This is a genomic window from Paenibacillus arenosi, from assembly GCF_014841135.1.
GTDB lineage: Bacteria > Bacillota > Bacilli > Paenibacillales > Paenibacillaceae > Paenibacillus_B > Paenibacillus_B arenosi.
On the sequence record NZ_JACYTN010000016.1, the window covers coordinates 21,405 to 45,568 of the forward strand.

General features: G+C 40.6%; 23 protein-coding genes. 1 reads left to right on the forward strand and 22 read right to left on the reverse strand.

Going from position 1 to position 24,164, the window contains the following annotated elements:
• Positions 1-7 precede the first annotated feature (7 nt).
• The 7 genes from IFO66_RS16385 to IFO66_RS16415 form a co-directional block, all read right to left on the reverse strand.
• Positions 8-1,060: a sensor histidine kinase gene (locus IFO66_RS16385; RefSeq protein ID WP_192026200.1), complete on the reverse strand. Its 1,053-nt coding sequence runs from the start codon at positions 1,058-1,060 to the stop codon at positions 8-10.
• A complete protein-coding gene (locus IFO66_RS16390; RefSeq protein ID WP_192026201.1) occupies positions 1,050-1,775 on the reverse strand; it encodes a response regulator transcription factor in 726 nt (241 codons plus the stop codon). The genes IFO66_RS16385 and IFO66_RS16390 overlap by 11 nt, the downstream gene beginning before the upstream one ends.
• 764 nt (positions 1,776-2,539) lie before the next feature.
• Positions 2,540-2,779 carry a glutaredoxin family protein gene (locus IFO66_RS16395; RefSeq protein WP_192026202.1) on the reverse strand — a complete coding sequence of 80 codons (240 nt, stop codon included), beginning with the start codon at positions 2,777-2,779 and terminating at the stop codon, positions 2,540-2,542.
• Positions 2,780-2,818: 39 nt separating this feature from the next.
• Positions 2,819-3,022 carry a heavy-metal-associated domain-containing protein gene (locus IFO66_RS16400; protein ID WP_192026203.1) on the reverse strand — a complete coding sequence of 68 codons (204 nt, stop codon included), beginning with the start codon at positions 3,020-3,022 and terminating at the stop codon, positions 2,819-2,821.
• A gap of 202 nt (positions 3,023-3,224) precedes the next feature.
• Positions 3,225-4,181 (reverse strand): alpha/beta hydrolase, encoded by a 957-nt coding sequence (locus IFO66_RS16405; RefSeq protein ID WP_192026204.1) that lies wholly within the window; start codon positions 4,179-4,181, stop codon positions 3,225-3,227.
• A gap of 30 nt (positions 4,182-4,211) precedes the next feature.
• Complete coding sequence (locus IFO66_RS16410; RefSeq protein WP_192026205.1) at positions 4,212-5,273, reverse strand: Atu2307/SP_0267 family LLM class monooxygenase; 1,062 nt, start codon at positions 5,271-5,273, stop codon at positions 4,212-4,214.
• A gap of 97 nt (positions 5,274-5,370) precedes the next feature.
• On the reverse strand, positions 5,371-6,645 hold the full coding sequence (locus tag IFO66_RS16415) for an MFS transporter (RefSeq protein ID WP_192026268.1): 1,275 nt from the start codon (positions 6,643-6,645) through the stop codon (positions 5,371-5,373).
• Positions 6,646-6,920: 275 nt separating this feature from the next.
• Between IFO66_RS16415 and IFO66_RS16420 the strand changes: the two genes are divergently transcribed.
• Positions 6,921-7,502 carry a TetR/AcrR family transcriptional regulator gene (locus IFO66_RS16420; protein ID WP_192026269.1) on the forward strand — a complete coding sequence of 194 codons (582 nt, stop codon included), beginning with the start codon at positions 6,921-6,923 and terminating at the stop codon, positions 7,500-7,502.
• Positions 7,503-7,623: 121 nt separating this feature from the next.
• Here the strand turns inward: IFO66_RS16420 and IFO66_RS16425 are convergent, their stop codons facing one another.
• The 15 genes from IFO66_RS16425 to IFO66_RS16495 all read right to left on the reverse strand — a co-directional run bounded on the left by IFO66_RS16425 (position 7,624) and on the right by IFO66_RS16495 (position 23,965).
• Positions 7,624-8,142 carry a VanZ family protein gene (locus IFO66_RS16425; RefSeq protein ID WP_192026206.1) on the reverse strand — a complete coding sequence of 173 codons (519 nt, stop codon included), beginning with the start codon at positions 8,140-8,142 and terminating at the stop codon, positions 7,624-7,626.
• A 145-nt stretch (positions 8,143-8,287) separates the two neighbouring features.
• Complete coding sequence (locus IFO66_RS16430) at positions 8,288-9,679, reverse strand: aldehyde dehydrogenase (RefSeq protein ID WP_192026207.1); 1,392 nt, start codon at positions 9,677-9,679, stop codon at positions 8,288-8,290.
• 113 nt (positions 9,680-9,792) lie between these two features.
• Entirely contained in the window at positions 9,793-10,095 is a 303-nt protein-coding gene (locus IFO66_RS16435; protein ID WP_192026270.1) for a metalloregulator ArsR/SmtB family transcription factor, read from the reverse strand.
• A 117-nt stretch (positions 10,096-10,212) separates the two neighbouring features.
• Positions 10,213-11,358 carry a hypothetical protein gene (locus IFO66_RS16440; protein ID WP_192026208.1) on the reverse strand — a complete coding sequence of 382 codons (1,146 nt, stop codon included), beginning with the start codon at positions 11,356-11,358 and terminating at the stop codon, positions 10,213-10,215.
• Complete coding sequence (locus IFO66_RS16445) at positions 11,355-12,692, reverse strand: F390 synthetase-related protein (protein WP_192026209.1); 1,338 nt, start codon at positions 12,690-12,692, stop codon at positions 11,355-11,357. Before IFO66_RS16445 ends, IFO66_RS16440 begins: the two co-directional genes overlap by 4 nt.
• Positions 12,685-13,536 carry an MBL fold metallo-hydrolase gene (locus IFO66_RS16450; RefSeq protein ID WP_192026210.1) on the reverse strand — a complete coding sequence of 284 codons (852 nt, stop codon included), beginning with the start codon at positions 13,534-13,536 and terminating at the stop codon, positions 12,685-12,687. The genes IFO66_RS16445 and IFO66_RS16450 overlap by 8 nt, the downstream gene beginning before the upstream one ends.
• Positions 13,533-14,519: an NAD-dependent epimerase/dehydratase family protein gene (locus tag IFO66_RS16455; RefSeq protein WP_192026211.1), complete on the reverse strand. Its 987-nt coding sequence runs from the start codon at positions 14,517-14,519 to the stop codon at positions 13,533-13,535. Before IFO66_RS16455 ends, IFO66_RS16450 begins: the two co-directional genes overlap by 4 nt.
• On the reverse strand, positions 14,516-15,679 hold the full coding sequence (locus IFO66_RS16460; RefSeq protein ID WP_192026212.1) for an ATP-grasp domain-containing protein: 1,164 nt from the start codon (positions 15,677-15,679) through the stop codon (positions 14,516-14,518). The genes IFO66_RS16455 and IFO66_RS16460 overlap by 4 nt, the downstream gene beginning before the upstream one ends.
• Entirely contained in the window at positions 15,669-16,658 is a 990-nt protein-coding gene (locus IFO66_RS16465; protein WP_192026213.1) for a beta-ketoacyl-ACP synthase III, read from the reverse strand. Before IFO66_RS16465 ends, IFO66_RS16460 begins: the two co-directional genes overlap by 11 nt.
• Before the next feature lie 916 nt (positions 16,659-17,574).
• Complete coding sequence (locus tag IFO66_RS16470; protein ID WP_192026214.1) at positions 17,575-18,960, reverse strand: SNIPE associated domain-containing protein; 1,386 nt, start codon at positions 18,958-18,960, stop codon at positions 17,575-17,577.
• 612 nt (positions 18,961-19,572) lie between these two features.
• Complete coding sequence (locus IFO66_RS16475; RefSeq protein ID WP_192026215.1) at positions 19,573-20,865, reverse strand: ABC transporter permease; 1,293 nt, start codon at positions 20,863-20,865, stop codon at positions 19,573-19,575.
• Positions 20,858-21,763, reverse strand: coding sequence for an ABC transporter ATP-binding protein (locus tag IFO66_RS16480; protein ID WP_192026216.1), 906 nt, complete (start codon positions 21,761-21,763; stop codon positions 20,858-20,860). The genes IFO66_RS16475 and IFO66_RS16480 overlap by 8 nt, the downstream gene beginning before the upstream one ends.
• A 60-nt stretch (positions 21,764-21,823) precedes the next feature.
• The gene (locus IFO66_RS16485; RefSeq protein WP_192026217.1) at positions 21,824-22,702 is read right to left on the reverse strand and encodes an ATP-binding cassette domain-containing protein; all 879 of its coding nucleotides are present in this window, start codon (positions 22,700-22,702) and stop codon (positions 21,824-21,826) included.
• Positions 22,703-22,725: 23 nt separating this feature from the next.
• The gene (locus IFO66_RS16490) at positions 22,726-23,118 is read right to left on the reverse strand and encodes a GntR family transcriptional regulator (protein ID WP_192026218.1); all 393 of its coding nucleotides are present in this window, start codon (positions 23,116-23,118) and stop codon (positions 22,726-22,728) included.
• Between the two features lie 127 nt (positions 23,119-23,245).
• Positions 23,246-23,965: a hypothetical protein gene (locus IFO66_RS16495; RefSeq protein WP_192026219.1), complete on the reverse strand. Its 720-nt coding sequence runs from the start codon at positions 23,963-23,965 to the stop codon at positions 23,246-23,248.
• Between the last annotated feature and the right edge of the window lie 199 nt (positions 23,966-24,164).

Below are 24,164 nucleotides of genomic sequence, written 5' to 3' on the forward strand. Positions count from 1 at the left end.
TCAACCGTCATCCCACTTGGTTCGGTATATTTGAGTGACTAGTTATCCCCGCTTTAGGAATCGTGAAGTTAAACGTCGTTCTTATGCCAGGCTCACTTTCCAACCAAATGGCACCGCCATTTTTCTCGACAAGCGCTTTGCTTATCGCGAGCCCTAGGCCGCTGCTGCCATTCAGCGTACTCCTTGAGCGATCTGCACGGTACATTCTATCGAATATGTTCATCACATCTTGTTCGGCAATGCCTGCCCCTTTATCCCAAATACTAAACTGATAGCTATGGGACGTTTGCATGAGTTCGATTCCGAGTACCTTTCCTTCTTTCCCATATTGGATAGCATTCTTTATAAGATTGTTCAAAATTCGCAGCAGACTGAGTCGATCGACCAACACCATGCACTTCTCCTCTGGCAGTCCAACCCGCAGCTCTATTTTGTGCTGATCCAACTCTGGTAAAAAGGAAATTACCGCTTCTCTGGCCAATTCGGCAGCATCTACCGATTCCACTTTCAATGGAATTTCATCTGCATCCAATTTTGCTAAATGGAAAATTTCATCGATCAATTCCTTTAAGGCGACCGCTTTATTCGAAATGACCTGAACAAACTGCTCCCGCTCCTCTGGCGAAGCTGGTATATTATCTTTCAGCGCATCCACGTAACCAATGATGGACGTAAGCGGTGTGCGAATATCGTGTGAAATGTTTGTAAGCAGACTCTTTCTTGCTGCCTCAGAGCGTACCGATTGAACTTGGACCTTGGCTATATGCTCAATCAATTCATTGATCGAGAAAATGACTTCTTCAACGATCGGATTATCATTGGTTAATATCCGAGTGTTCGCATTCCCTTGAACAGCCCGCTTCAATGCCAATCCTACGCTGCGAAGCTTTGATCTTAACTGAATTCGTATAAACAGTAAACTTCCCGTTACGAAAATGAGCATACTAAATAAAACCCCACGCAGCATGCCTTGGGGCTGATTGGTCCATTCCACCATGAAAAGGGCCGCTAAGAGCAGCAATTGTACGATGATGAGCAGCATACTCTTATCACGATTCATCTTTTTCACCTACAAATTTGTACCCAATTCCCCATACGGTCTGTATCCACGATGGATGAGATGGATCCGATTCTATTTTCAACCTCAATCTTCGAATATGTACCATTACGGTATTATCGTCCTCAAGATATTCACTGCTCCACACTTGGCGGAAAATTTGCGTCTTCGTAAATACTTGTTCCGGATGCGAAGCAAAAAACTTCAACAGCTCAAATTCCTTAGCCGTTAACGCTACTTCTTCTCCGTTCTTCTTCACGCTGTATTTTCGTATATCGATGATTAGGCCTTTATAGCGCAGCAACTCCTCTGAACGCTCGCTCGGAACACGGTTCTCGCTGCTCCCTAGTACCATAAACCGTCGCAACTGCGCTTTAATGCGAGCAACCAGCTCATGAACGCTGAACGGCTTCGTCATATAATCATCTGCCCCGATACTTAGTCCGATCACTTTGTCCATTTCTTGATCTTTCGCGGTCAGCATCATAATCGGCACATTCATCGTCTGACGCAGCCTTCTACATACTTCAATACCATCGAGCTTCGGCATCATGAGGTCTAGTAAAATGAGATTATATGTATGGTGATCACACAAACGCAGTGCCTCTTCCCCATCTGCTGCTGTGTCAACTTGATAGTTTTCTCGCTGCAAATACGTTCGAATTAACTCCCGTATCTCCTTATCGTCATCCGCTATTAATAGTCGGATATGATCCATATATGCACACCTGCTTTTTTTGAGTAATGGAGAATATGAATGGCGAAATGACATGTAAATGAAATGAATAGCCAACCTCGTTATTATAACAACATAGATTGGGCATTGCTGTAAACTGATTGCAGTTCGGAAGTTCATTTAACTGCGTCTACGGTTTCCAATTTATTTGCAGCGTTCACTCTTAACGAAACGAAACTACATCCATGCTCCCCCCTGCCCTCTGCCCCTCTTTACAACCCAGGTCTTTTACAATACCCTTGTACACGATAGGTGGAATGTTTGCCTTATTTTTGTCCGCTGTAGATGGAATTCCGGAAGTGAATGTCTTTCTAATAGTGGACACTTTTTTTCAAAAAGAAACATAGTGAACCCTCTGTAAATAAACTATATTTAGTATCACCATCATTTTACATGCACTATATGTAGTAATTTCTTTCTTGTAGTCAGCCGCTGCCATATATGTCCCTGATGTCCACTTTTGTAAAGACAATCTCGCCACTTTTCCATATCAGGAGGACAATTCAGAGAGGTGGCGAAGGATTCAGGAATTCCAAGCCCCCTATGATAATTCAGCAAAATATAGGACGCACTTGTTCAACTCTTCTGGTTCAACTTTGATTCGTTTCGAATACGCTAACGTCTTCACAAAAAAATAGCCAGCTCGCTCAACCATTTGAACAAACTGGCTATAACGAACCGGCTATTTTATTCAAAAATTTATTCCGTCACTAACTACCCGCATGTATATATAGTAGGCCCCATCATTACTTTAACAAATCACTTATTTCTGTAAGATTTTCGGCGAATCCAACAAACACCTTATTGCCGATGACGATCGTAGGAACAATTTGTTTGCCTGTTAAATCCATTACTTCTTTCGCATACTTTTCATCCGTTTCACAGTCATATTCAATATACGAAATTTCATTTTCTTTGAAATAACGCTTGGCATGGTTGCAGTCGCCACAGGTAGGTATTGAATAAATGATTACTGATTCGGTCATCTTGACACACCCCTCATTAGGTTATTGCAAGGTATGACTTTAAACAGTCGTTTTATATCCTTTAGCTTGGATGCTTTCTTGAATATCCGAAATCTCCAGCTTGGCTTCGTCATATTTCACAAAAAGCGTTCCTTGTTCGAAGTTAACCTGTCCTTCAACGCCGATTCCATCTAGAACTCCCTCAATTTTTTTGACACATGAGCGGCAGTTCATCCCTTCGATTTTCAACGTCACCTCTTTCATCTTTTCACCTCCTTTCTATACACACCTCAACATACCCCTACACCCTATATAAAATCACAACTCAAATATACTATACCCCCCTGGAGTATGTAAATGGTTTTTTAACTATTCCTACCATGAATTTTTCTAAGAACCCACTACCTACCTTGAAAATAAACGGACAACCAACCACTCCCGTTCCTCAAGGAGATAGCCATGGTTGTTATTCACTATGTACTTTTGATGGATTAAGCGCTCTCGCCATAGCATCCACATAGTTTTGACTGGCTCGCTGGCTTACTTCCGCTTGCGGAACGAACACTTCAAAGACGTGGAAACAGCCGGGATAAAGGTGGAATTCAACATCTACGCCTGCTTGCGCAAGGCGTGTCACATATTCGATCGTCTCATCCCGGAACAAATCGAGTTGGCCAACACATGTATAAGTTGGCGGCAATCCCTCCAAGCTGCTCGCTCTCGACGGTACCGCATAAGGGGGAAGCTCGCTGGCATCGCTGCTCTCACCCAAATACATTTTCCACGCATCTACGTTGTTCGTTCTATTCCATGTTGCGTTGTCGTCCGTAATCTCATGGCTCGATGCTGTATGATTGCGATTGTCTATCATCGGATAGAGCAGCATTTGGAAAATGAGCGCTGGGCCACCTTTGTCACGAACTAGCAAAGCAAGTGCCGCAGTCAATCCACCGCCTCCACTAGCACCTGCGATCGCTACCCGCTCCACATCGATGCCGAGCATCTTAGCTTCTCCCGTCATCCATACAAGAGCGGCATAACAGTCATGAAGCCCATCTGGATAGGGATGTTCGGGAGCAAGACGATAATCAATGGAGACAACAACACAATTTGCTGCCTGCACGAAGCGCTCGCACAAAGCATCGTCCATATCAGGATGTCCCATCACATAACCCCCTCCATGAATCCACAACATGGCTGGAAGAGCAGCTTCTGTGCGCTTAGCTGGTTCATAGATTTTGGCTACTATTTCTCCAGCTGCTCCCGGAATCATCCGAGTTGTCGTGCGAACATGGTCCGACGGTTTAATAGGCGGACCCGCTAACAAGTTCCTACTCCACGCTAACTTCTCCGCTAGTTGAAAACCAGGAAATTGTGCTAATGTTGGCCTTAGTTCTGGTAGTACCCTACTTTTGAAATTCATATAAATGTCTCCTCTATTCGAATGTTAATGTTATGATAATTGCCCTGTCTCTGCTTCCCACTTGGCTATTTCTTCTCGCACCCGAGGCGCTACCTCTGTTCCTAACAATTCGATAGCTCTCATTACCTCTGCATGAGGCATCGTAGCAATCGGTACATACATCATGAAACGTGTAATGCCGACCTGTTTGCGAAGGTGAATAATTTTTTGAGCAACCGTCTCCGGATCGCCAACATACAGCGCGCCATCAAAGCTGCGCGCAGCATCATAACTAGAGCGGTCATAGTGCACCCAACCTCGCTCTCTTCCGATTTTGTTCATACCTGCCTGCGTTGACGGGAAAAAGGTATTAGCCGCCAGCTCCGTATTTTCCGCAACAAACCCTAACGAATGTGAACCTACTCTAAGCTTCAACACATCATGACCGGCGTGGCTTGCTGCTCTTTTATAAAGCTGTACAAGTGGGGCAAATCGCAGCGGACTCCCTCCGATTATTGCGAGCATTAACGGCAGTCCCATAAGACCTGCACGAATAACAGATTCCTGATTGCCTCCACTGCCAATCCATACAGGCAAAGGGCTCTGAACAGGGCGAGGATATACACCCAAATTGTTAATCGCCGGGCGATGCCCACCTTTCCAAATTACTTTTTCCGATTCTCTAATCATCAGAAGCAATTCCAGTTGTTCTTGAAACAGCTCATCATAGTCATTCAAATCGTAGCCGAACAACGGAAAAGATTCGATAAAGGAGCCTCTTCCCGCCATTATCTCCGCACGTCCATTTGAAAGGCCATCAAGGGTAGAAAAGTCTTGAAACACACGTACAGGATCAGAGGAAGATATCACCGTTACTGCACTAGTCAACCGAATCCGCTTCGTCTGTGTCGCTGCTGCAGACAATACAACAGCTGGCGAAGACGCTGCGTAATCTTTCCGATGATGCTCACCTATTCCGAACACATCTAGTCCCACTTGATCAGCAAGCACAATCTCCTCGACTACTTCACGCAGCCGCTGTGCATGACTGATGACTTCACCGGTATGAACGTCCGGCGTTGTTTCGACAAACGAAGTAATCCCTATTTCCACAGAACATCTCTCCTTAATCAAAAATGAAAGCAACCTATCATTCGCCAATATGAATTTGCATGTTTATAGCATTTCATTTTCACAGACACCCAATGTCTTATCGGGCTGCAATCATTGACCTCTTCGTCACTGCCCAAAATAGCAAAGCCAATGCACTGACTGAAGCGCCGAGCAAACATACTCCGGCCCAGCCATAATGAGCATACATATAGGTCGCAGCAATTGAACCCGCTGCACTGCCAATGGAATAGAACACCATGTAACCCGCAGTAAGCCGACTTCGCGCCTCGGGCCGCAGCGCTAAAATCATGCTTTGATTCGTAACGTGTACGGCCTGCACGGCCAAATCCAAAAGGACAATACCAATGACCAGCGCAAACAGCGACTGCTCGGTATAACGAATGAGAAACCATGATACAAACAGTAGGAGTAAGGCATAGCCCGTTGTCCTCTGTCCATAACCTCGATCTGCGAGTCTTCCAGCTCGCGCCGCACCTAACACTCCAGCCACTCCTGCAAGACCAAAGGCCCCAATTGCCGTATGCGAAAGAGATAATGGCGGCGCACTAAGCGGCAGGACCAATGACGTCCATAAAATGTTGAAGTCAGCAAAAATGAGCATAGCGAGAACCGCGCGGATACGTAGTACCCGTTCTTGTGCAAACAGCACAAACACCGACTTAAGAAGTTGAGGATATGTTAGAGTCCTGACCTTGCGTTCAACATTGGGCAGAACCCTCATAAATACAACTATCGTAAGGAGCATACATGCGGCAGAGAGCAGGTAAACAGAGCGCCAATCGGCAAAATCCGTTACGATTCCTGCAAACGTTCGTGCAAGCAATATCCCTATTACAATGCCGCTTGTTACGATGCCAACGACTCGCCCTCGCTCGGCAGAGGCGGCCATGGTGGCTGCAAATGCCACAATTGTCTGTGTCACAACCGCAAGCAATCCTACCAATGCCATTCCTACGAATAGCGCCAAGCTAGTGGAAGCAGTGCCTACGATAACTAGGGCAATCACAGATAGCAGCATTTGACCAATGATTAAACGACGCTGGTTCAGTAAATCTCCGAGCGGCACCAGCAGCAACAGCCCCACTGCATAAAAGATTTGCGTGATCGTAATGAGGATACCAATGATAGACTGATCAACGCCGAATTCACTCGAAAGATTATTGAGCAGTGGTTGTGCAAAATAGATATTGGCCACGGACATCCCGCAAGCCACCGCACACAGCAGGGTCACATAACGAGAAATAGTAGAACGCTGCGTGCCAGCTTCGGCCTCGACCAACCCTTGCTTCCCTTGTAGCAGAATCATTGACCTGTCGCCATCGCCTACACCCTCTTCCAGAACCTCCTTCATGTTGTGCATACCTCCCCTCCAATCTCATCATGATGACAATTAAAATAACATACCGATCAGTATGTTATTTTGTTCAGCAAATATAACGTCACATTCCTAATCCTGTCAACATCTTTATTATTGCTTCGTTCTTATATATCAGCAAATCATTTGCACATTCGATACATTTAGTATCATAATTGCATTTGAGGTTTGACAAGAAAGGCAGCAAATTATAATATTATTTCATACTGATTGGTACGAAAATAAATCCAAGATGACAAGAGGGCGGAATGATGGCAAGAACTCGTGAATTTGACGAAGAAAAAGTACTAGATGCGGCAATGCAGTTATTTTGGGAAAAGGGATATGAAGCTACTTCATTGAGTGACCTAACTTCCAGAATGGGAATTACACGGCCGAGTATATACTCCACCTTCGGAGACAAGAAAGAGTTGTTCGAAGCTGCACTGCGCACATATACGATGGCTCGCGCTTCCGAGATGCGGGCCAAGCTTCAGGGCAATCCTTCTGTAAAAGAAGCATTTCGCAATTTTTTTGAAGATGTAGTTGCCGAAGAAACCTCAGGAGAGCTCAGCCGTGGCTGTTTCTGTATCAATACGATGGTCGAACTTGCCCCTCACGATGAGAAGTTCGAAATTCTCACAAGAGAACATCAAATGTATCTATCTGTTATTTTCCAAGAAGCTATTGAACGCGGGATACAGTCAGGCGAGCTAAAGACAGTTTCGGATGCGAAAGCTTTAGCTCAAGCGCTAATTACGTCATTAATCGGACTTACGGTTATTTTGAAATCTCGCCCGCAGCGAGCTTTTGTGGATAACACATTAGAAGTGACACTTTCTTTGCTTAAATAAAGTCGGAATAACCAACTCCATTTCTTTTACACATAGTTGGCCATAAAAAATCACTAGAACCCATCGAAAATCCTTAGTCGCTCCCTTGCACAGCAAAAAAGCCAGTTAGCTCGAAGTCGAACTAGCTGGCTTTACATGTTGGCTTAGAAGTACTTTTTTCCTCCATGACCCGCAATCGAATGAGGCAATGTCCTAATATGCCCCCAAGTGTATTTAGAATCAGATCATCAACATCAAAGTTGCCGATAGAAAACAAGAGCTGCGCGCTTTCCAAACTCAAACTTATAGCCAAGGAACCAACGAGCACGATGAAAAACGTACCTTTTTTGTTTTTTAACAACAGCGTCAGAAAAATGCCGAGTGGCACAAAGAGCCCGATGTTGCCAAACACCTGAATGAAATCATTCATTGACTGACCTTCCATATTTTCAGATATTTGCTTAAACGGAACTAAATTGCCTACTTGCAGCCTATCTATAATGGAATGAGGATCTTCTATATTCGACTGTAGTTGATGCATCATAAAGCTTAAATTAATAGAATGAAACTTAAATAAAATAATTTTGAGCAATGTGTACAAATATAAAGCAAATGCGCCGATTAGCAGCCAATGGCTATTCATTATCTTCGTTTGTTTCATTTCGCATCCCTACCTTTCATCATACAAAGATAAGGGATGAAGCTTAAAAATGTGGTGGGATAAAAATAAAATTTATATTAAGTTTGTTCCGAGCGCTTCAATTGTAGCTCTTTCACAAGCTGCGGCACCCAAGCAGCATTCCAAACTATTTAAACACTTTTTTAATCCACTTCAGTTTATTTTCATATGGAGGGAATAAGAAGCCTAGGTCAAATTTTGTACTCTTTTTCATAATGCTCTTATGATGTGAGAATAGATCAAAACTAAACTTCCCATGATACGCACCCATTCCTGAATTCCCTACCCCGCCAAACGGCAAATGGTGATTAACCACATGTGAAATCGTATCATTGACACAGCCACCACCAAATGAAACTCGACTCAACACTTCTTGTTCAACCATTTTATCTTCCGTAAACACGTATAGGGCCAAAGGCTTCGGCTGCTTATTTATAGTCTGAATTGCACCTTCTAGCGAGCTATACTCCATAATCGGCAAGATTGGCCCAAAAATCTCATCCAGCATAGCTGCGTCTGACCAAGACTTTGCTTCCAGCACAGTAGGTTCAATGTATCGTTCTTCTCTAACCGATTTCCCTCCAAATAGTAGATTTGATTTATCCTTCTCTATAATAGAAACAAGTCTATCGAACTGACGCTCATTCACGATTCGCCCGTAATCTTTGCTTTGTATCGCATTTTCCCCGTAATAATGACGAATGACTTCTTTCATTTTTGAGAGGAATTGTTGCTTTACTTCAGAATGAACTAATAAATAGTCGGGTGCAACACAGGTCTGCCCTGTATTCAAAAATTTGCCCCACACAATTCTTTTCGCCGCCATTTCTAAATTCGCCGTGCGGTCCACGATTACGGGACTTTTCCCACCAAGCTCTAACGTTACTGGAACGAGATTTTTCGCAGCAGCTTCCATGACAATTTTTCCGACAGCGACACTTCCTGTGAAAAAGATATAGTCAAAAGGCGCATGAATGAGTTGAGAGGTTATTTCTCTTTCTCCCTCTACTACTCGAATATATTCCTCATTGAATGTTTCCTTTATCATTTTGTGGACGATAGCCGCTACATTGGGTGTGTTCTCAGAAGGCTTAAGTACCACGCAGTTCCCGGTTGCAATCGCACCAACAAGTGGATCGATTAACAATTGAAATGGATAATTAAACGGACCGATAATTAACACCGTTCCATAAGGCTCTTTCATAATGTAACTGCTAGATGGATACAAATAAAAAGGCGTTTTTATCTTTTCAGGCTTCATCCATTTTTTCAAATTTTTCATCATATACTGAATCGCGTTTAATGCGAGTCCTACCTCTGTTGCATAAGCTTCAAATTCGCTTTTTCCTAAATCCTTATATAAGGCTTCATGAATTTGAGTTTCATAGCGCTGGATCGCTGTTCTTAACTTCTCTAGTTGCTGCAATCGAAATTCCAAACTAGTAGTCGATCCTTTATGAAAAAATTGCTTATGCTCAGCAACAATAGATTGTACATCAATGGTTTCTACTTGATTCATTATGATGCCCTCCTAAGATTATGCTTATAATTAAACATGCTAATGAAATATATAATTTCTAAACGTTTAAACACTTAAACAAATAAAGTGTAAAAGAAACCTTTAGACATCCTCTAAAGGCAATCACGTTCAACAAATGATAATAGTTCTTTTAATGATGCTACAGCATCTCCTAATGTTAAAGAATAGTATCGCTCCGTCCCACGCTTCTCAACTTCCACTAAACCTTGCTGCTTCAACAACTGTAGATGATGCGAAATGGCTGGTCGTGAAAGGACGGAATGCTCCGTTATATCATTAACAGTCAAAGCATCGTTTTCACTTAGTAGTAAAATGATATCTTGGCGGTTTGGATCCATTAACAGTTGAAAAAGAGGGGTACATTTACGAAACTGCTCTAATGCTTGTTTACCCACCATACTCCCTCCTTTCACAATACGTTTAAGTGTTTAAACGTTTCACTATATGATTAATCATATTACACGTATTGTTCCTCTGTCAAAGTTAAGATTTGCGTTCTATCTCCGATGAACCTAAAAGCGATGTTTTCTTGCCATCGGTTCTATCCATGTATCCAATATCCAACGTAGTGCTTTCCATACCCTTTGTTTATTAGGTGGCAAATGAGCATAATACACGTAGCTGTATTCAATCTCCTGTTTGGCGCCACGATTTCGTTTGAACTCTCCGGCCCCAGCACTACAATGACAAATTAAATCTTTTTCGATAGAATCCATTGTAATAAGGAGGGAAAGAATACGGTATAAGCCTTGCTGCTGATCAGAGTTGGTATCATAGCCAAGGATAGGCGTAGTCATCACTCCATCCCTAATAAAATAAGCAATGACACCATCTATGGTATCTCCTTTTTTTATGGCCTTTATCTCAAATAAATGGTGATTAAGAGCATTCCATAAATAATCGGGTGTAAACATTGGATTATGCCTAGAGTATTTTCTAATATAGAGTTGGTTGTATAACTCGAAAATTTGTAAAATATCCTCTTTTGTAAGTCCATCATTCGTAATGATTTCATACTTGCTTTTCTTTAATAGACTTTTATCGTTTAATAAGTCTTTTCGCTTTTTTGAATTCATTTCTTTATAGTGTTTTGGATCAAATAAATAGATAGAGCGAGACATCATTTTACTGTAACCTACTGCAGATAATGCTTGTGTAATGGTAGGATATAATTCGTTATTTAAAGAGCGAAATAGAATCGTATGTTCAGGATATTTCTCAACAAATACATTCGTAATCTGTTCGATTTGCTGTTCGTTGATAGCATGATAAAGATTCGTTGACAGCATCCAATTATTCACGACAATAACTTTATTCATATTCGTTCGTCGCAGCCAGCTTCCCATAAGATGAATCGGATAAGTTAGCAGCTTCTCTAACCATGGTTTTTTTAATTCCCATAACTCTTCTAATGCATAGGATACGTAATGGGTATAAGGAGAACATACATAGGAATTATCGAACTCCTCGTTATTTATCGTAACGGGCAAAATGAGATCATCTATTTCTAATAGAAATAGATGCGTGTTAACATTTTCAATATATGCGGTAACGCCCTTTTCGAAAAAAGGCAGGAAGCTGTCTCTTACATAGGCTCCATCTTTTTTGGAGGCCCAGTCAATGCTGTGCAGGGAATGAGCATCATGCAATTTAATCATATCTGCCCACCATGCTTTACAAGGCTTTCTATTCTTTTTAATTTTTTATCATGCAATTGAATATCGTAATGTGAAAAGAAAATATTCGGTATAGCACACTTTTTAGTAGACCACAGTGCATGCAACTCTTGTATAACATTGGATTGACATGATGCGAGATGTTCAGGTGGTGCTTCAAGTTTAATTTCAATGTTGTCTATGCGGTGCTGGATTACTTTAAATTGTTGAATTTCATTGGAGGCAAACATAATTGCTCTTCGAATGAAGTCAGGAAAAATAGATATCTCCCTATTATCCCATTCACTTCTGCCAATAAATATATCATCGCATCGACCATCAATTCGCTCTAAGGCTATAAAGGGAGAACCACAGCTGCAAGGCGTTTTTTTCTCAATTAAGATGTCATTGAGACGGTAGCGTATAATAGGCTGTGTTTTCCGCATGAAATCCGTAATAATGGGAACGAATATCCCGTTTTCTTGATCTAAGTATTCTTTTTCAATATGAACGAGATCTTCATTGATGTGTAACGTTCCCTGACTGCAGGTGGTAGCAAGAAACCCTTCTGTACATTGGTACACTTGGTGTACGGTCTGTTGGAACGTTGCACGAATAAACGTGCTATCCATATCTTCAAGCACCTCTGCTACAGAGATCATTTTTTGAGGACAAATGTTAATAAGTCCTTCTTGCTGCCAGGAAGCGATCTTTCGCAACATAGACGGAGGTGCAATTAAAATAGATGGATTCACTTCATTTAATTGAGCGATATGCTGTTGAGACGAATCTAGTAAATCAAAAAAATGAAAGGAAATTCGCTTATTTTTTGTTGCTTCGTATAAATTACTATTTGCACGCAAGAAAAAAGCAATCGTGTGTTTATGGAGAATGCTAGAAGGAAGCACCTTTCCAATAATCGAACCCGCCCACAGCGTTTGCTCTTCCTCGGAAACGAGAAAAACCCCACGATTTCCACTAGTGCCTGAAGATAAACCGACCGTTATATTACGAATAGTAGGAGAGAAATTCCGTGTCTTTTCTGCTTCAAATGCAACACGAAATGCTTCTTCTTTTGTAATATGAACGGTGTTTAAAGTATCAAAATGCTCCATCATTACTTCTTTATCAATGATAGGGAGCGCAGCCAAGTTTCCCTTTTGAATATCTTCTAAAAAAGGAGCATATAACTGGCGATAGAAAGGAGACTTCTCTATCGTGAACAACAATTGTTTTTTAATTTGTTGGTTATGAAATCGTTCCAATTGTTCGCGATCGGAAAATCGCGAGCCATATTTTGTTTTCAAATATTGCTGGAGAATCCGAAATTTATTCATAGTACACTCCTGCTTTAATTTTATCCCATGTGTGCTCACAATGAGTTGGTACAATTTCAATCTCAGGTGATGCTTGAGATAAATGGTGCAGTTTCTCAATATTTTGTCGGTAAGATGTTGAATCGCTAGTTAACAGGTTCGCAATTTTACTAGGAAATACAAGGTTTTGATACGTTTTACTTAGCCACACCGCGTCTGCACATAGAAAAACAATTTTACTACTGTGTAAATGGACGAATAGGCCAAATTGTCCCGCTGCATGCCCTGTTAAGTCAACAGCAAGTAAGGAGCCATCACCAAATACATCGTAACCCTCTTCAAATTTCCCATATGCCGGGGCGAGCTTCATCGATGGATTGTGATCAATAAATGTCATCCTTTGCTCTAAATCAATCGGCAGAGTGTCTTTTAAACACCCTTTTAATAGAGTTCCAAATTTACTCCTCTTCTTTATATCCTCATAAGCTTTTGCGAAGGTTAGTATTTTGGCTGTTGGGAAGTCAAGTAGACCAGCTGTGTGATCGCCATGAAAATGAGAAATAATAATATATTTAATTTCCTCTGGATGAATACCATCAAGAAGCAGCTGCTGTTTCATAGATTGCTCTTCCGTAAAATGAACTGGGGTAAGCTTTGCATATACAGAGTACGGAAATTTTTTTGTTGCTTCTTTAAAGTGTTCCGCATATCCGGTATCAAATAATATATACCCTAAGCTGGGATGCTGAAGTAATCCTACTGTAGCTGGAAACCGGATTTGCTTCCAACTGCCCTTGGCGTAGGCAATTTTCTCTGGATGTGTGCAATATCCTGTATCATATAGCTTTAAAGATTTGATTTTCATTGTATTTTCCACCAGTCTACAAACTTTGTGATTCCTTCTTCTATACTGATCCTAGGAGCATATCCTAGTTCTTTTTTAGCTTTATCCATATTTAATGTCTGGCTTTTTGAAAGGACACTAACCGTATATTTGGTGAGAATAGGTTCTTTTCCGAACAAAATCGTTTTTGAAATTCCTTCTAATATAGCAGCTAGTGTAAAAGCAGTTTTGTAGGAAATGTTTTTATATTGTACGTCCTTATCAAGTCGCTTCATGACATGTTCAATGACTTCATATAAATTTACACGTTCGTCATTGGTTATATTATATTTTTGTCCTAATGTATGTACGGGGGAATCCATACAAAGAAGTAAAGCATCTACAACATTCTCGACATAAGTAATATCAACAAGAACATTGTCTGTACCGATTCTCGGCAGGGCACCTTTTTCACATACTTTAATAAGCCGTGGAAGAATCGCGTTATCTCCTGGACCAAACAAAGCGCGTGGGCGTATCGTAATAACAGGTAGACCATCCGAGAAAGCTTGATCTACACCTTGTTCAGCCATGTACTTCGTCTTGGCATAATGATTGACAAAGGTATCAGGAAGCTTCGCATTTTCCATTACATCTTGTCGCTCATCATAATAGAAATAAATACTCGGTGTTGATACATGGATCAGGCGTTTTATACCAGACTTTTGACTTCCCTCGATAATATGCTTTGTTCCTAGCACATTCGCATTGTAAAAATCTTTATATTTGCCCCAAGGGGAAGAAAGAGCACCGCTATGAAAGATGTAATCTTTATTTTTACACACTTGCAGCACACGATCCCTGTCTTCAAGCCGACACTGTACAAACTCAATTCCATGTTGTTCTAAATAGGTACCGATTGCTTTATTTCTCCCGATTGCGGTTACTTCATAGCCCATCTGCTTCAATCGCAAGGCGAGCTTTTGTCCTAGAAAGCCCGTTCCACCCGTCACTAGCATTTTCATAAAGGTTCACCATCCCATGCTATGTCATGCGTTGTTTGCTCTAACATAGTCCGCTTATGTTTAACACTTTCACGCCATAATTTATACATGCTAAAAAACTGGTAAAAATATGGTTTTCTATCGGTGCGGCTATACATAATATCTGGATAGGAGCGTAGAACTTGTAGCCATCGCTTACGTTTTTGTTTACTTTTTACATAAGGGAGCCCATATACAAGCATGGCTAACCGAATGGCACACTCAGCATTTACTTTCGGAGTTAGTGGCTGGTCTATTTTTGCATTTAAAAAAGCGGATACGATTTCCTCATCAAATAAATGTAACCCACTTGTGGCACGTGGATTACATTCAATGGGAATAGCATCTCCGTTCTCTGTAACGATAAAATCAAAAGCAATTTGCCCAGAGAAATCTAGCTCTTTTACCATATGCTCAACAAACTGTTCAATTTTAGCATGATCAATAGGTTTAAACGCAATGGTAGCGCCTAAGCCTGCCGTGAATTCCGTTTTATAGGTAGAGTGAGCTAACACGTTCCCAGATTGTGCGATACTGTAGGAACAATGCTGTGTTCCTGGTATAAACTCTTGAATGATGTAATTTGACTTATCTACTATGTTTTCTTTTATAGCAGCCTCTTTTGTAATAAACTCCACTTTATCAGAGAAACGGGAGAAAATCGGCTTCAGCACAAAAGGAGTTGTGGCTGGTGCTTCGTGAATCATTGTTTTTATAGCATGTTCATTATTTATTTTATATGTCGCAGGAACTCGCCAACCTAAATTCGCTGTTAACTGAATAAACCCCCATTTATTATGGAGTAAGGAAAGTTTATGAAAATCATCTACGAATACATGACAAAAGGGACTAAATATTTCTTTATATCTAGCTATATAAAATATTTCTTCACAAGTTGGAATAAGCACATCCACATGATGGCGTTGAATTATCGATAACAGCGCATCGATGCTTTCTTTTGTGTTCCACTTTGGAGAAGGAATTTCATAAAAGTAATCCGTACTTGTTGAAGCTTTGCTTAATGGATAGGGAGTACTATCCGCAATAATAACGGTATGTCCGGTACTATGAAACAGTCTACACAAATGTAAAGCTGCTGGTGCACGTGCCCCTGTAATTAATATGGTTTTGTTAGTATTCAAAAAGAATGCCCCCGATAGAAAGCCCAGCAGAAGTACCTAACAATAATACTTTACTTCCGCGCTGCACTTTCTTTTGCTTAATCGCTTCGAACAGAGCAATTGGAATAGATGCGGAAATCATATTACCGTAGTCTTCAAAAATGGTCATGAAGCGCTCTTCCTCAACGCCTAGTTTTTTGCGAATCAGTCGCATAGCTGGTCCACTTGCTTGGTGAGGAACAATTAAATCAATATCATCTAGCGTATAACCAGTATTCATAAGTAGTTTATCGATAAACTTCAACATATACGTAGAAGATAATTTAAAAATCGCTCTACCATTCATATCGAACAAGAAGTCTTCTTTGCGCTCTTCGCTATATTCTCTAGGATGAATCATCGTTCCACCGCCACGAATTTCAGATAGATGCGCACCAGAGCTATAGGTTTCCATATGAGAAGCGATAATGGAAGAGGTATGATCGCTTTTGGATACCACAACAGCCGCCGCACCGTCACCGAATAAAATGCTGCTTTCATTTTGTCCCCAATTTAATCCCACAGAAGAAATCTCAGAAGAAATGATGACCACATTGTTGTATCGCCCGCATTCCATTGCGTAAGATATGGTATCAAGTGCTGTTACGAAACTTAGGCAGGTTGAGTTGATATCAAAACATGGAATACCAGAGTGCTGTAGTCCAAGCTGCTCTTGAATAAGTGATGCAGTAGAAGGAATTGCCTGTTGAATCGTCCCACTTCCGCAGATAATACAATCGATATCATCCCATGTTAGCTGAGCATCTTCTACCGCTTTTTTCGCAGCTTCAGCACCCATATAAGAGGAGGTTTCACCATCAACAAAATATCGTGTCTTTACACCGGATTTTTTGAATGTCCAGCCTTCTGGCACATGTAGCATACGATCTATTTCAAAAGAATCTACTTTTCGTTTTGGAAGATAAGTGCCCATCCCTTTTATGCTGATATGTCTTTTCATGCTCTATCCCCTCTTAATCTTTTTATGTCCATTTAAAAATTACGTAATAACCCAGATATTGTTGTGGAGAAATACAGAAATTTTTTTGTGAAATTTAGGTGTTTCCTTTAGGACCTTCTAATAATGTCCCTCTGCAAAATGGTAGTTTACAAGTAGAGATTTTCTCTTTTTACAGAGAGTTCTTTAAATTTAATTTAGAAAAAACTCTCAAATCAATTTAATCATATAAAACCAATTATTTGAAAGTATTTAATAGATTTTTCATAAATTAAAGCAAATAAAAGTATGGAGAGAATTAAGCACGAAGTACCAGTCTTGGGAAAAATCCATGTACACTTTTCTATTGCAATAACAGCACAGAAAAAAGCCTGATAAACCATAGTTTTTGGCGTATCAGGCAAATATAGATTGTCTCACGTACTATTATTTGTAATGAGAGCGTAAAGTATCTTGTTTTAATAAATAGCACAAGGAAAACATGACAGAGATTTTTCGCAAACACATACGGATGGAACTGAATTACTTACCGGATATTAAATTAACAGTACTCCTTGATTACGAAATCTATGACCGTATTGAATTCAACTCAGGACATCTCGTAACCGTAGCTACACACATGCAATGCACACAGAGTGTCGCTCTATCTGCAGCTTATCCTCCCAAGAAATCGCAATGGGGAGGTCATCAGACTGCGGATCCGTTTAAGTGTTTTGATATATGACGTAAGTGAAGCTAGAACATGTTGACGCATTTACAAAACGCTCGTTGGTCAAGTGTTATATTTTTGTTTTCATTGATGCTATTCGAAACCGCCACAAAGGAAACTGTCTATTTTGCAGTAGGTATAGACGAAGCGCTATTGAACTCTACATTAATCTCTTGTATTTTCGGAAAATATTATTTAAATCAAACTAACTTACTCCTTACTTACAGCAGCTTCCTCCCATGACTGAGTTAACTCTGTAATAACTAAAGATTTCTCTTTATTTAATAATTTTGATTCACGGTATTCTTCAGCCTCAGCAATTCGAATAAATTCAACGGTCTTATCATGATTCTTTGTTATAACTGATTCAATTTCATCTAATGTAACTTTGAAATACTCACGACGCTTATTTATTTTATTTAAACGTTTATTTTCGAATTCTCGATGTAAAGCTGCTTCTAAGCCTGGAGCATTTTCAGAAAAAATCATAGCATGTATATCAAAATTAAAAGGTACTGAAGCATCTCCGAGCTCAGATACACGATCAAGCGGCTCTAATCTTCGAGTCATCCCTATTTTATAAACCCCTTCACCAAATGAACCAATATTGGAAATAACATATACATAACCTGCTTTTTGATTAGCTTCTCTATAATCAATATCTTTAAGTTGTTGTTCAATTTCTTCTAAATTATTTTGAAGTTCATCTATTTTACTTAAAATCAAAGTTCGGTCATCATCATTCTTACAGGATTCAAGTTGCTTTAACGCTTTTTCAAGCGCGTTAGAATAATGTCGTCTCTCTTTTTCAACTACTTTTCGAGCCTCCTCAACTTCACGTTGAAGGCGAGCTTCTTCACGCATCTGTTCTCGAATCTGTTTCTGCTCCTCTTTTTCTTCTTGTTTTTTTAATTGATATTCATGTGCAAGATATAACTCCGAAAATTTTAGGCGTAAATAATCATTTGAAATACTTACCTGCATTATTCGCCCAAGCTTGTTAAGCGCTTCAAATGCAGCCTTTATTCTCTTTTCAAAAGTATGAATATTATTAAATTTCACGTTGGATACACAACTATCGCATTCATTATTAAATGATCGCAAAACAAGCTTGATCATATCATTAACCATTTTTCGTCCTTCGGACTGACTATTATTTACGGTCCAATTTTGGTTCCCTGTGCAAGCAGTACTATTCTTAATCATCGATTTCTGCCTATCTCTTATTGATTCTAATGCTTCCTTAAAAGCTACACTATCAATAAACTCGTACTGTCGTTCATATAAGGAAAAAGACTCCAGCATAAGTTGCTCATCGAGTACTAGCAACTCTTTCTTTTTTTGTTCAGCCTGAGAATTTAATCTGAATAATGAATTAGATATATCTGATTTTTTGTTCTCATACTCATCCTTTTGATACTCTATATCATTAATAATTTTTTCTTTCTCAATATTAAGTGAAGATATCCTAAGAGTAAGATCATAAATTTCCTGATGTTCAGGTGTTAAAATTGAATGAAGTGATTCATTTTCACGTTTTAAACTTTCCAATTCAGCTTTAATTTTCTTCAATTTGAATACATCAAAAACGCTCATTATGATTCTCCTTTTGCAAGATAAGTAGATATATTACTCCTTATTATTTGAGATGCTTTCTACATTGCATTCAGGGTACCTTCTTGCATATTCCTCTACTATTAGTTTCTAAAATTCCATTCGACAATTAGGGATAAATTCCCTCTAATTTCACCGAAACACGCCAATACAATTCTTATTACTGCTATATACTGAGATTACTTACATCATAATCTGAGACTTTTTTCCGTAAGCTATCTACGATAACAGGCCTCACAGAACCTATTTTATTCGTCGATGTTGATTTCTAACGGTTATCAGCGCACTTATATAATAACCTTTTCGATGCACTCTCAACTAAGTTCCATAAAATAAGAACCGTTAAATTTAAAAATTGCGTCACCCTAAAAATAACATCAGTCAAGACTGTTAGAAATTATTTGGCAAGAGATAGTGCTATCAGCCTTGAATATTTCAAAACTTCTTACACAGAAAAAAAGCCTGATAAACCAAGGGTTTTGGCTTATCAGGCAAATATACATTGTCTCAAACATGTACCATCATTTGTCTCATTTATTATTGTAATGTGTCTCAATTATAACTGTTACTCACAACAGGCTCACTTTCACTTCCTTAAATCTTATAAGCCTTCATCGCTTTGCGAACTTCTTTCCACGTAGGGCGCTTACCGTAGAGCAATACGCCTGTGCGGTAAATCTTCGCAGCCAACCAGCCGAATACAAGTACAGATAGAAGCAGGATCACGATCGACAACCAGAACTCCCACCACTGATATTCGCCCAAACCGATGCGAAGCAGCATCGAAGTCGGTGTGAAGAATGGGATAAACGATGTTACTTTTACAAGCATCGAGTTCGGTGTAGATACGCTGAACATACCAATGTAGAATGCACCCAAGCTTAGGAATGTAATTGGTAGTACCGCTTGTGCCAAGTCTTCTGTACGGCTAACGATAGAACCAACCGAAGCGTACAGCGTCGCGTACAAGAAGTAACCGAACACGTATAGAATCAATCCATAAATAACGAGCATCGGATCGAATTTGGAAATATCCAAATCAAGTCCTTTAAGCGCTTCTTGGTTATGCGGAAAGAGCAAGTTAATAACCGCTACTGCGATAAACGCCATAATCTGAATCATACCAAGGATAAACATCGCCAATATTTTACCGAACATTTGCGCCAGCGGCGATACGCTCGTAATCAAAATTTCCATGACGCGCGAGCTTTTCTCCTGCGTTACTTCAGATGCAATCATATTACCTGTCATCTGAATAGAGGTAAAGAATAGTATGAGCAATGCAAATGTAACAACGAACGACTCAGCCTTGAACGCAGGCTCTTCTTCACCAGCTTCTTCTGCTAATTGACCACTGTCGCTAGCTTTCAATTTCTTCGTATCAAAGGAAACAGGTTGGTTCAATTGCTGTTGCTGATCCGCAGTTAATGAGTCTTTTACAATCCACTGTGTCTTCAGTACCGTAAGAACAGCTGTAATGTCGCCTTGCAAACCGAAATCCAGATCTTCCTCACTATGGTACGTCACTTTCGGGAATGCCTGCTCACCGCCTTGTTCAGCAGCTTCAAACTTCAAGTATCCCGTAATAATGCCTTCTTTTACATCCTTCAATAGACCTTCTTCTGTTGCGTTATCATAAGGAACGAGAATGATATCATCTTGCTTCTGCTTGAATGCTTCTTCTAGCGACTTCTCAATCGCAGGGTAAGAAGAATTCACAAGACCTACTTTAATCGCTTTGTCTTCATCATCGAACAAAGAAATAATAAACGGCAAGTTCATTACAATCGTAACGATCAAAGCCAATATCGCTGTTGTCATTAAAAATGCCTTCGTCATTAGCTTCGTTCTCAGAGAGAATCCGATTACTGTCCACACATTACGCATTCGACTCGCCCCCTACCGCTTTAATGAAGATATCGTTCAACGTTGGTTCCTTCACTTCAAAATGCTCCACAGTTGATTGACCCATCGCCTGCTGCAAAATATGCTGCGCGGCAGACTCATCAGCGATGTTGATAATGTAGCCTGTTTCCGTACGATCAACCTGCTTAACACCAGCAATTTGCTCCAAGCCAGCAACGTCACCAGCCGTGCGAAGAATGACTTTCTCACGCGGATATTTCGCCTTCAAGTCACGCACTGCTCCTTGCAGCACCGCCTGACCTTTCTTCAAGATCGTCGTTTGACGGCACAATTCCTCAACATGCTCCATACGGTGTGTAGAGAACAAAATCGTCGCGCCATTGTCACGCAATTCCTTAACCGTCTCTTTCATCAATTCCACGTTAACAGGGTCAAGACCACTAAACGCTTCATCCATGATAATGAACTTCGGATTATGAACAATAGATGCGATAAAGCCAATCTTTTGCTGATTTCCTTTGGACAGTTCCTCGATCTTCTTATTGTAGTTCTCAGGAACTTGGAAACGCTCAAGCCAATACTTCAAGCTCTTATCCGCATCACTGCGGGACATGCCGCGCAACTGTGCTAAGTAGAGTACTTGATCGCTAACCTTTACCTTCGGGTACAAGCCACGTTCCTCTGGCAAATAGCCAAACAATTGCTCCAAGCCTTTATGATACGGCTTACCGTTGTATAAAATTTGGCCTGCGTCTGGATAAATAAGACCAAGCACCATTCGCATTGTCGTCGTCTTGCCGGCACCATTGGCACCTAACAAGCCATAAATTTCTCCTGCTTCTGCACTTAGGCTAATCTCATTGACTGCCGTCTTATCGCCATATTGCTTCACGATTCGGTCAAGCTGTAACGTCTTCATCGTCCTAATCTCTCCTCTCATCGTTCACCCATTTACTCTCATTTGCTCTATAAAAATAAATTATTTAACACCTTTAATCGATTGCAGCATAATCTCATCTAATGGTACGGTCTGAACCCGTATCGGTTGAATGTTATGCCTTTGCAAGTAGTCCTCAAACGGTGCAATCTCGTTTACGATTAGTCTTACGCTAACACCATCTTGAAGCGTATCTTTGACGCCTGGTGCATCTTTGAGCACAGCTGCTTCGGAAATGTTGAACCAATATTCCTTCCAAGCATCGAACAACTCATCTTTTTCTACGAATTGGACAAGTTGGCCGCGATGCAGAAACATAATATAATCAGCAAGCCTTCTCACTTCATCAATGATGTGCGTCGCGATGATAATCGACCGATCCCCGTCGTCCATAAATTTCTGCAAATCTTCCATTACATAGCGCCAACTAATAGGGTCCAACCCTGATGATGGCTCATCTAATAGCAGCACATCTGGGCGATACGACAAAATTATAATGAGCTCGCATTTGCGCCGCATCCCTTTAGACATTTTGTTAAGCCTTGTTTTTGGTGGGATCTCGTATTTAGCCATCAGTGTCTGGTAGAGCTGCCAGTCCCAGTTCTCATACCAATATGCATACATGGTAGCTAATTGATCGGGAGTCTTATAGTCATCTTCGCTGTTAGGTAGCTCAGGTAAATATCCGATACGCTGCTTCCACACATAATCATGATCAGCATCGACACGCTGCTGGCCGAAATATATATTCCCTTGGTTTGGATAAGCAAGCCCTATCATCATGCTGAGCATCGTACTTTTACCTGAACCATTCACACCAACGATAGCTGTTACACAGCCACTTGGAAATTCAACATTCAACGGACCAACCCGTAAATGATCACGGTGCTTCTCAACTGCTTCCAGTGTATAGGCATTCATGATAGTACCTCCTCCCCTCAAGCTCAGTCATTTCTCATCCGAATTCGTACAATTTCATTAAAAATATCCCGTAATTCCTGTTCATCTATCTGCATTTGCTTAGCAGCATCTATCGCCGCCATGATAGCTTCTTCAACCGCCCGCTTGCGAAATTGGTCGCGTTCACCTTGATGAACCGGCGCCACAAACGTACCTGTGCCCTGCTTCGTGCGGAGCAACCCTTCCTGCTCTAAATCTTGATACACACGCCGTATTGTAATGACACTGCAACTTAACTGACCTGCTAGTTCACGAATCGATGGCAATAACGTTCCCGTCTCGATGTGTCCGCTCAAAATTAACGTCTTAAGCTGGCTCTTAATCTGTGCATACAATGGTTCGGTGCTATTTTCATCAAGCTGTATCGGAATGAACATAGGCCGGTTCACCTCCTTTATCAATCTTGCAACTACACGGAGCGTGACACGCTAACCACCCAATGCGTCTATGACGCCATTCTATTTTCTTTCTCAAGTCTAAAATTTTCCTTCCTGCATATCCAACTCAAGACAAATCCGTTCGCCGCAGCACTTGTAAGGACGATTTCATTCCCCAGACAATTGCTTGACTCAGCACCACGATCGTTACAATTGCAGTTGGAAGCGGCCATTCATTCGTTATATAAAGTAATGATTTGAAGACCGAGCCTCCGCATAAACTAATAATGATTGCAGTTATAGTTAGAATCACCATAGTGAAAAGCACAATCAACATATAAATTTTGCCGCTCATTCTCCACTCACAATAAGTGAACAGGACATTTATCAAAATGCTGAACGTGATGCCTATCAGTATAAGTAGTGCATAGGAACCAGGATTCGTTACTTCATCCAATCCTGTTATGAAATAGCTGACAAAAAAGAATATCGTACCGTTCACTAACGATAGAATTATAAGTTGCAAATATCTAGCGCGTACAATGGTTTGAATTCCGATTGGCAAAATACGCTGCTTTATTACGTATTGGCGATAAGAGTCCTCGGACAAATAGCGGGTAGATCTACGATTCATTAAATTCCCTAAGCTTAAAAAAATGAGGGAAATATAAAAATCCATTATGATAGTCGAGATTATTCCGACATCCTTCTCAAAAAGCATCTGTATCATCGGATAGGTCATCACAGAAAGATAGACCATAAACAACATCGTTAACAGCAACCCTATCGGTGATGTTCGAAACTCTTGCTTCACGATGAACAAAGCATCCCGCCAGCCTCTTTTCATGAGGAGACACCTACTTTCCTTTCAATCGCACAGGACACAGTTCACTGTGATTACTGTGTATATTGTTATACACAGTATAATGACCTCAATACAAAGTCGTCAAGGATTTTTTTCCAATCCCTTTTATTCACAAAAAAACAACCCTTATCCAAGCAGCCCTCAAGCTGTATGAATAAAGGTTGTCCCCATTAAAAAATGG

Bases quoted from the DNA above. Each gene is read 5' to 3' on its own strand.
- IFO66_RS16420 (WP_192026269.1), top strand. From the start codon at position 6,921: ATGGCAAGAACTCGTGAATTTGACGAAGAAAAAGTACTAGATGCGGCA.
- IFO66_RS16455 (WP_192026211.1), bottom strand. From the start codon at position 14,519: ATGAAAATGCTAGTGACGGGTGGAACGGGCTTTCTAGGACAAAAGCTC.
- IFO66_RS16485 (WP_192026217.1), bottom strand. From the start codon at position 22,702: ATGAATGCCTATACACTGGAAGCAGTTGAGAAGCACCGTGATCATTTA.
- IFO66_RS16440 (WP_192026208.1), bottom strand. From the start codon at position 11,358: ATGATTAAATTGCATGATGCTCATTCCCTGCACAGCATTGACTGGGCC.
- IFO66_RS16475 (WP_192026215.1), bottom strand. From the start codon at position 20,865: ATGCGTAATGTGTGGACAGTAATCGGATTCTCTCTGAGAACGAAGCTA.
- IFO66_RS16445 (WP_192026209.1), bottom strand. From the start codon at position 12,692: ATGAATAAATTTCGGATTCTCCAGCAATATTTGAAAACAAAATATGGC.
- IFO66_RS16385 (WP_192026200.1), bottom strand. From the start codon at position 1,060: ATGAATCGTGATAAGAGTATGCTGCTCATCATCGTACAATTGCTGCTC.
- IFO66_RS16400 (WP_192026203.1), bottom strand. From the start codon at position 3,022: ATGAAAGAGGTGACGTTGAAAATCGAAGGGATGAACTGCCGCTCATGT.
- IFO66_RS16495 (WP_192026219.1), bottom strand. From the start codon at position 23,965: ATGAAAAGAGGCTGGCGGGATGCTTTGTTCATCGTGAAGCAAGAGTTT.
- IFO66_RS16395 (WP_192026202.1), bottom strand. From the start codon at position 2,779: ATGACCGAATCAGTAATCATTTATTCAATACCTACCTGTGGCGACTGC.
- IFO66_RS16415 (WP_192026268.1), bottom strand. From the start codon at position 6,645: ATGAAGGAGGTTCTGGAAGAGGGTGTAGGCGATGGCGACAGGTCAATG.
- IFO66_RS16470 (WP_192026214.1), bottom strand. From the start codon at position 18,960: ATGAGCGTTTTTGATGTATTCAAATTGAAGAAAATTAAAGCTGAATTG.
- IFO66_RS16430 (WP_192026207.1), bottom strand. From the start codon at position 9,679: ATGAATCAAGTAGAAACCATTGATGTACAATCTATTGTTGCTGAGCAT.
- IFO66_RS16390 (WP_192026201.1), bottom strand. From the start codon at position 1,775: ATGGATCATATCCGACTATTAATAGCGGATGACGATAAGGAGATACGG.
- IFO66_RS16465 (WP_192026213.1), bottom strand. From the start codon at position 16,658: ATGAAAAGACATATCAGCATAAAAGGGATGGGCACTTATCTTCCAAAA.
- IFO66_RS16425 (WP_192026206.1), bottom strand. From the start codon at position 8,142: ATGAAACAAACGAAGATAATGAATAGCCATTGGCTGCTAATCGGCGCA.
- IFO66_RS16480 (WP_192026216.1), bottom strand. From the start codon at position 21,763: ATGAAGACGTTACAGCTTGACCGAATCGTGAAGCAATATGGCGATAAG.
- IFO66_RS16405 (WP_192026204.1), bottom strand. From the start codon at position 4,181: ATGAATTTCAAAAGTAGGGTACTACCAGAACTAAGGCCAACATTAGCA.
- IFO66_RS16490 (WP_192026218.1), bottom strand. From the start codon at position 23,118: ATGTTCATTCCGATACAGCTTGATGAAAATAGCACCGAACCATTGTAT.
- IFO66_RS16450 (WP_192026210.1), bottom strand. From the start codon at position 13,536: ATGAAAATCAAATCTTTAAAGCTATATGATACAGGATATTGCACACAT.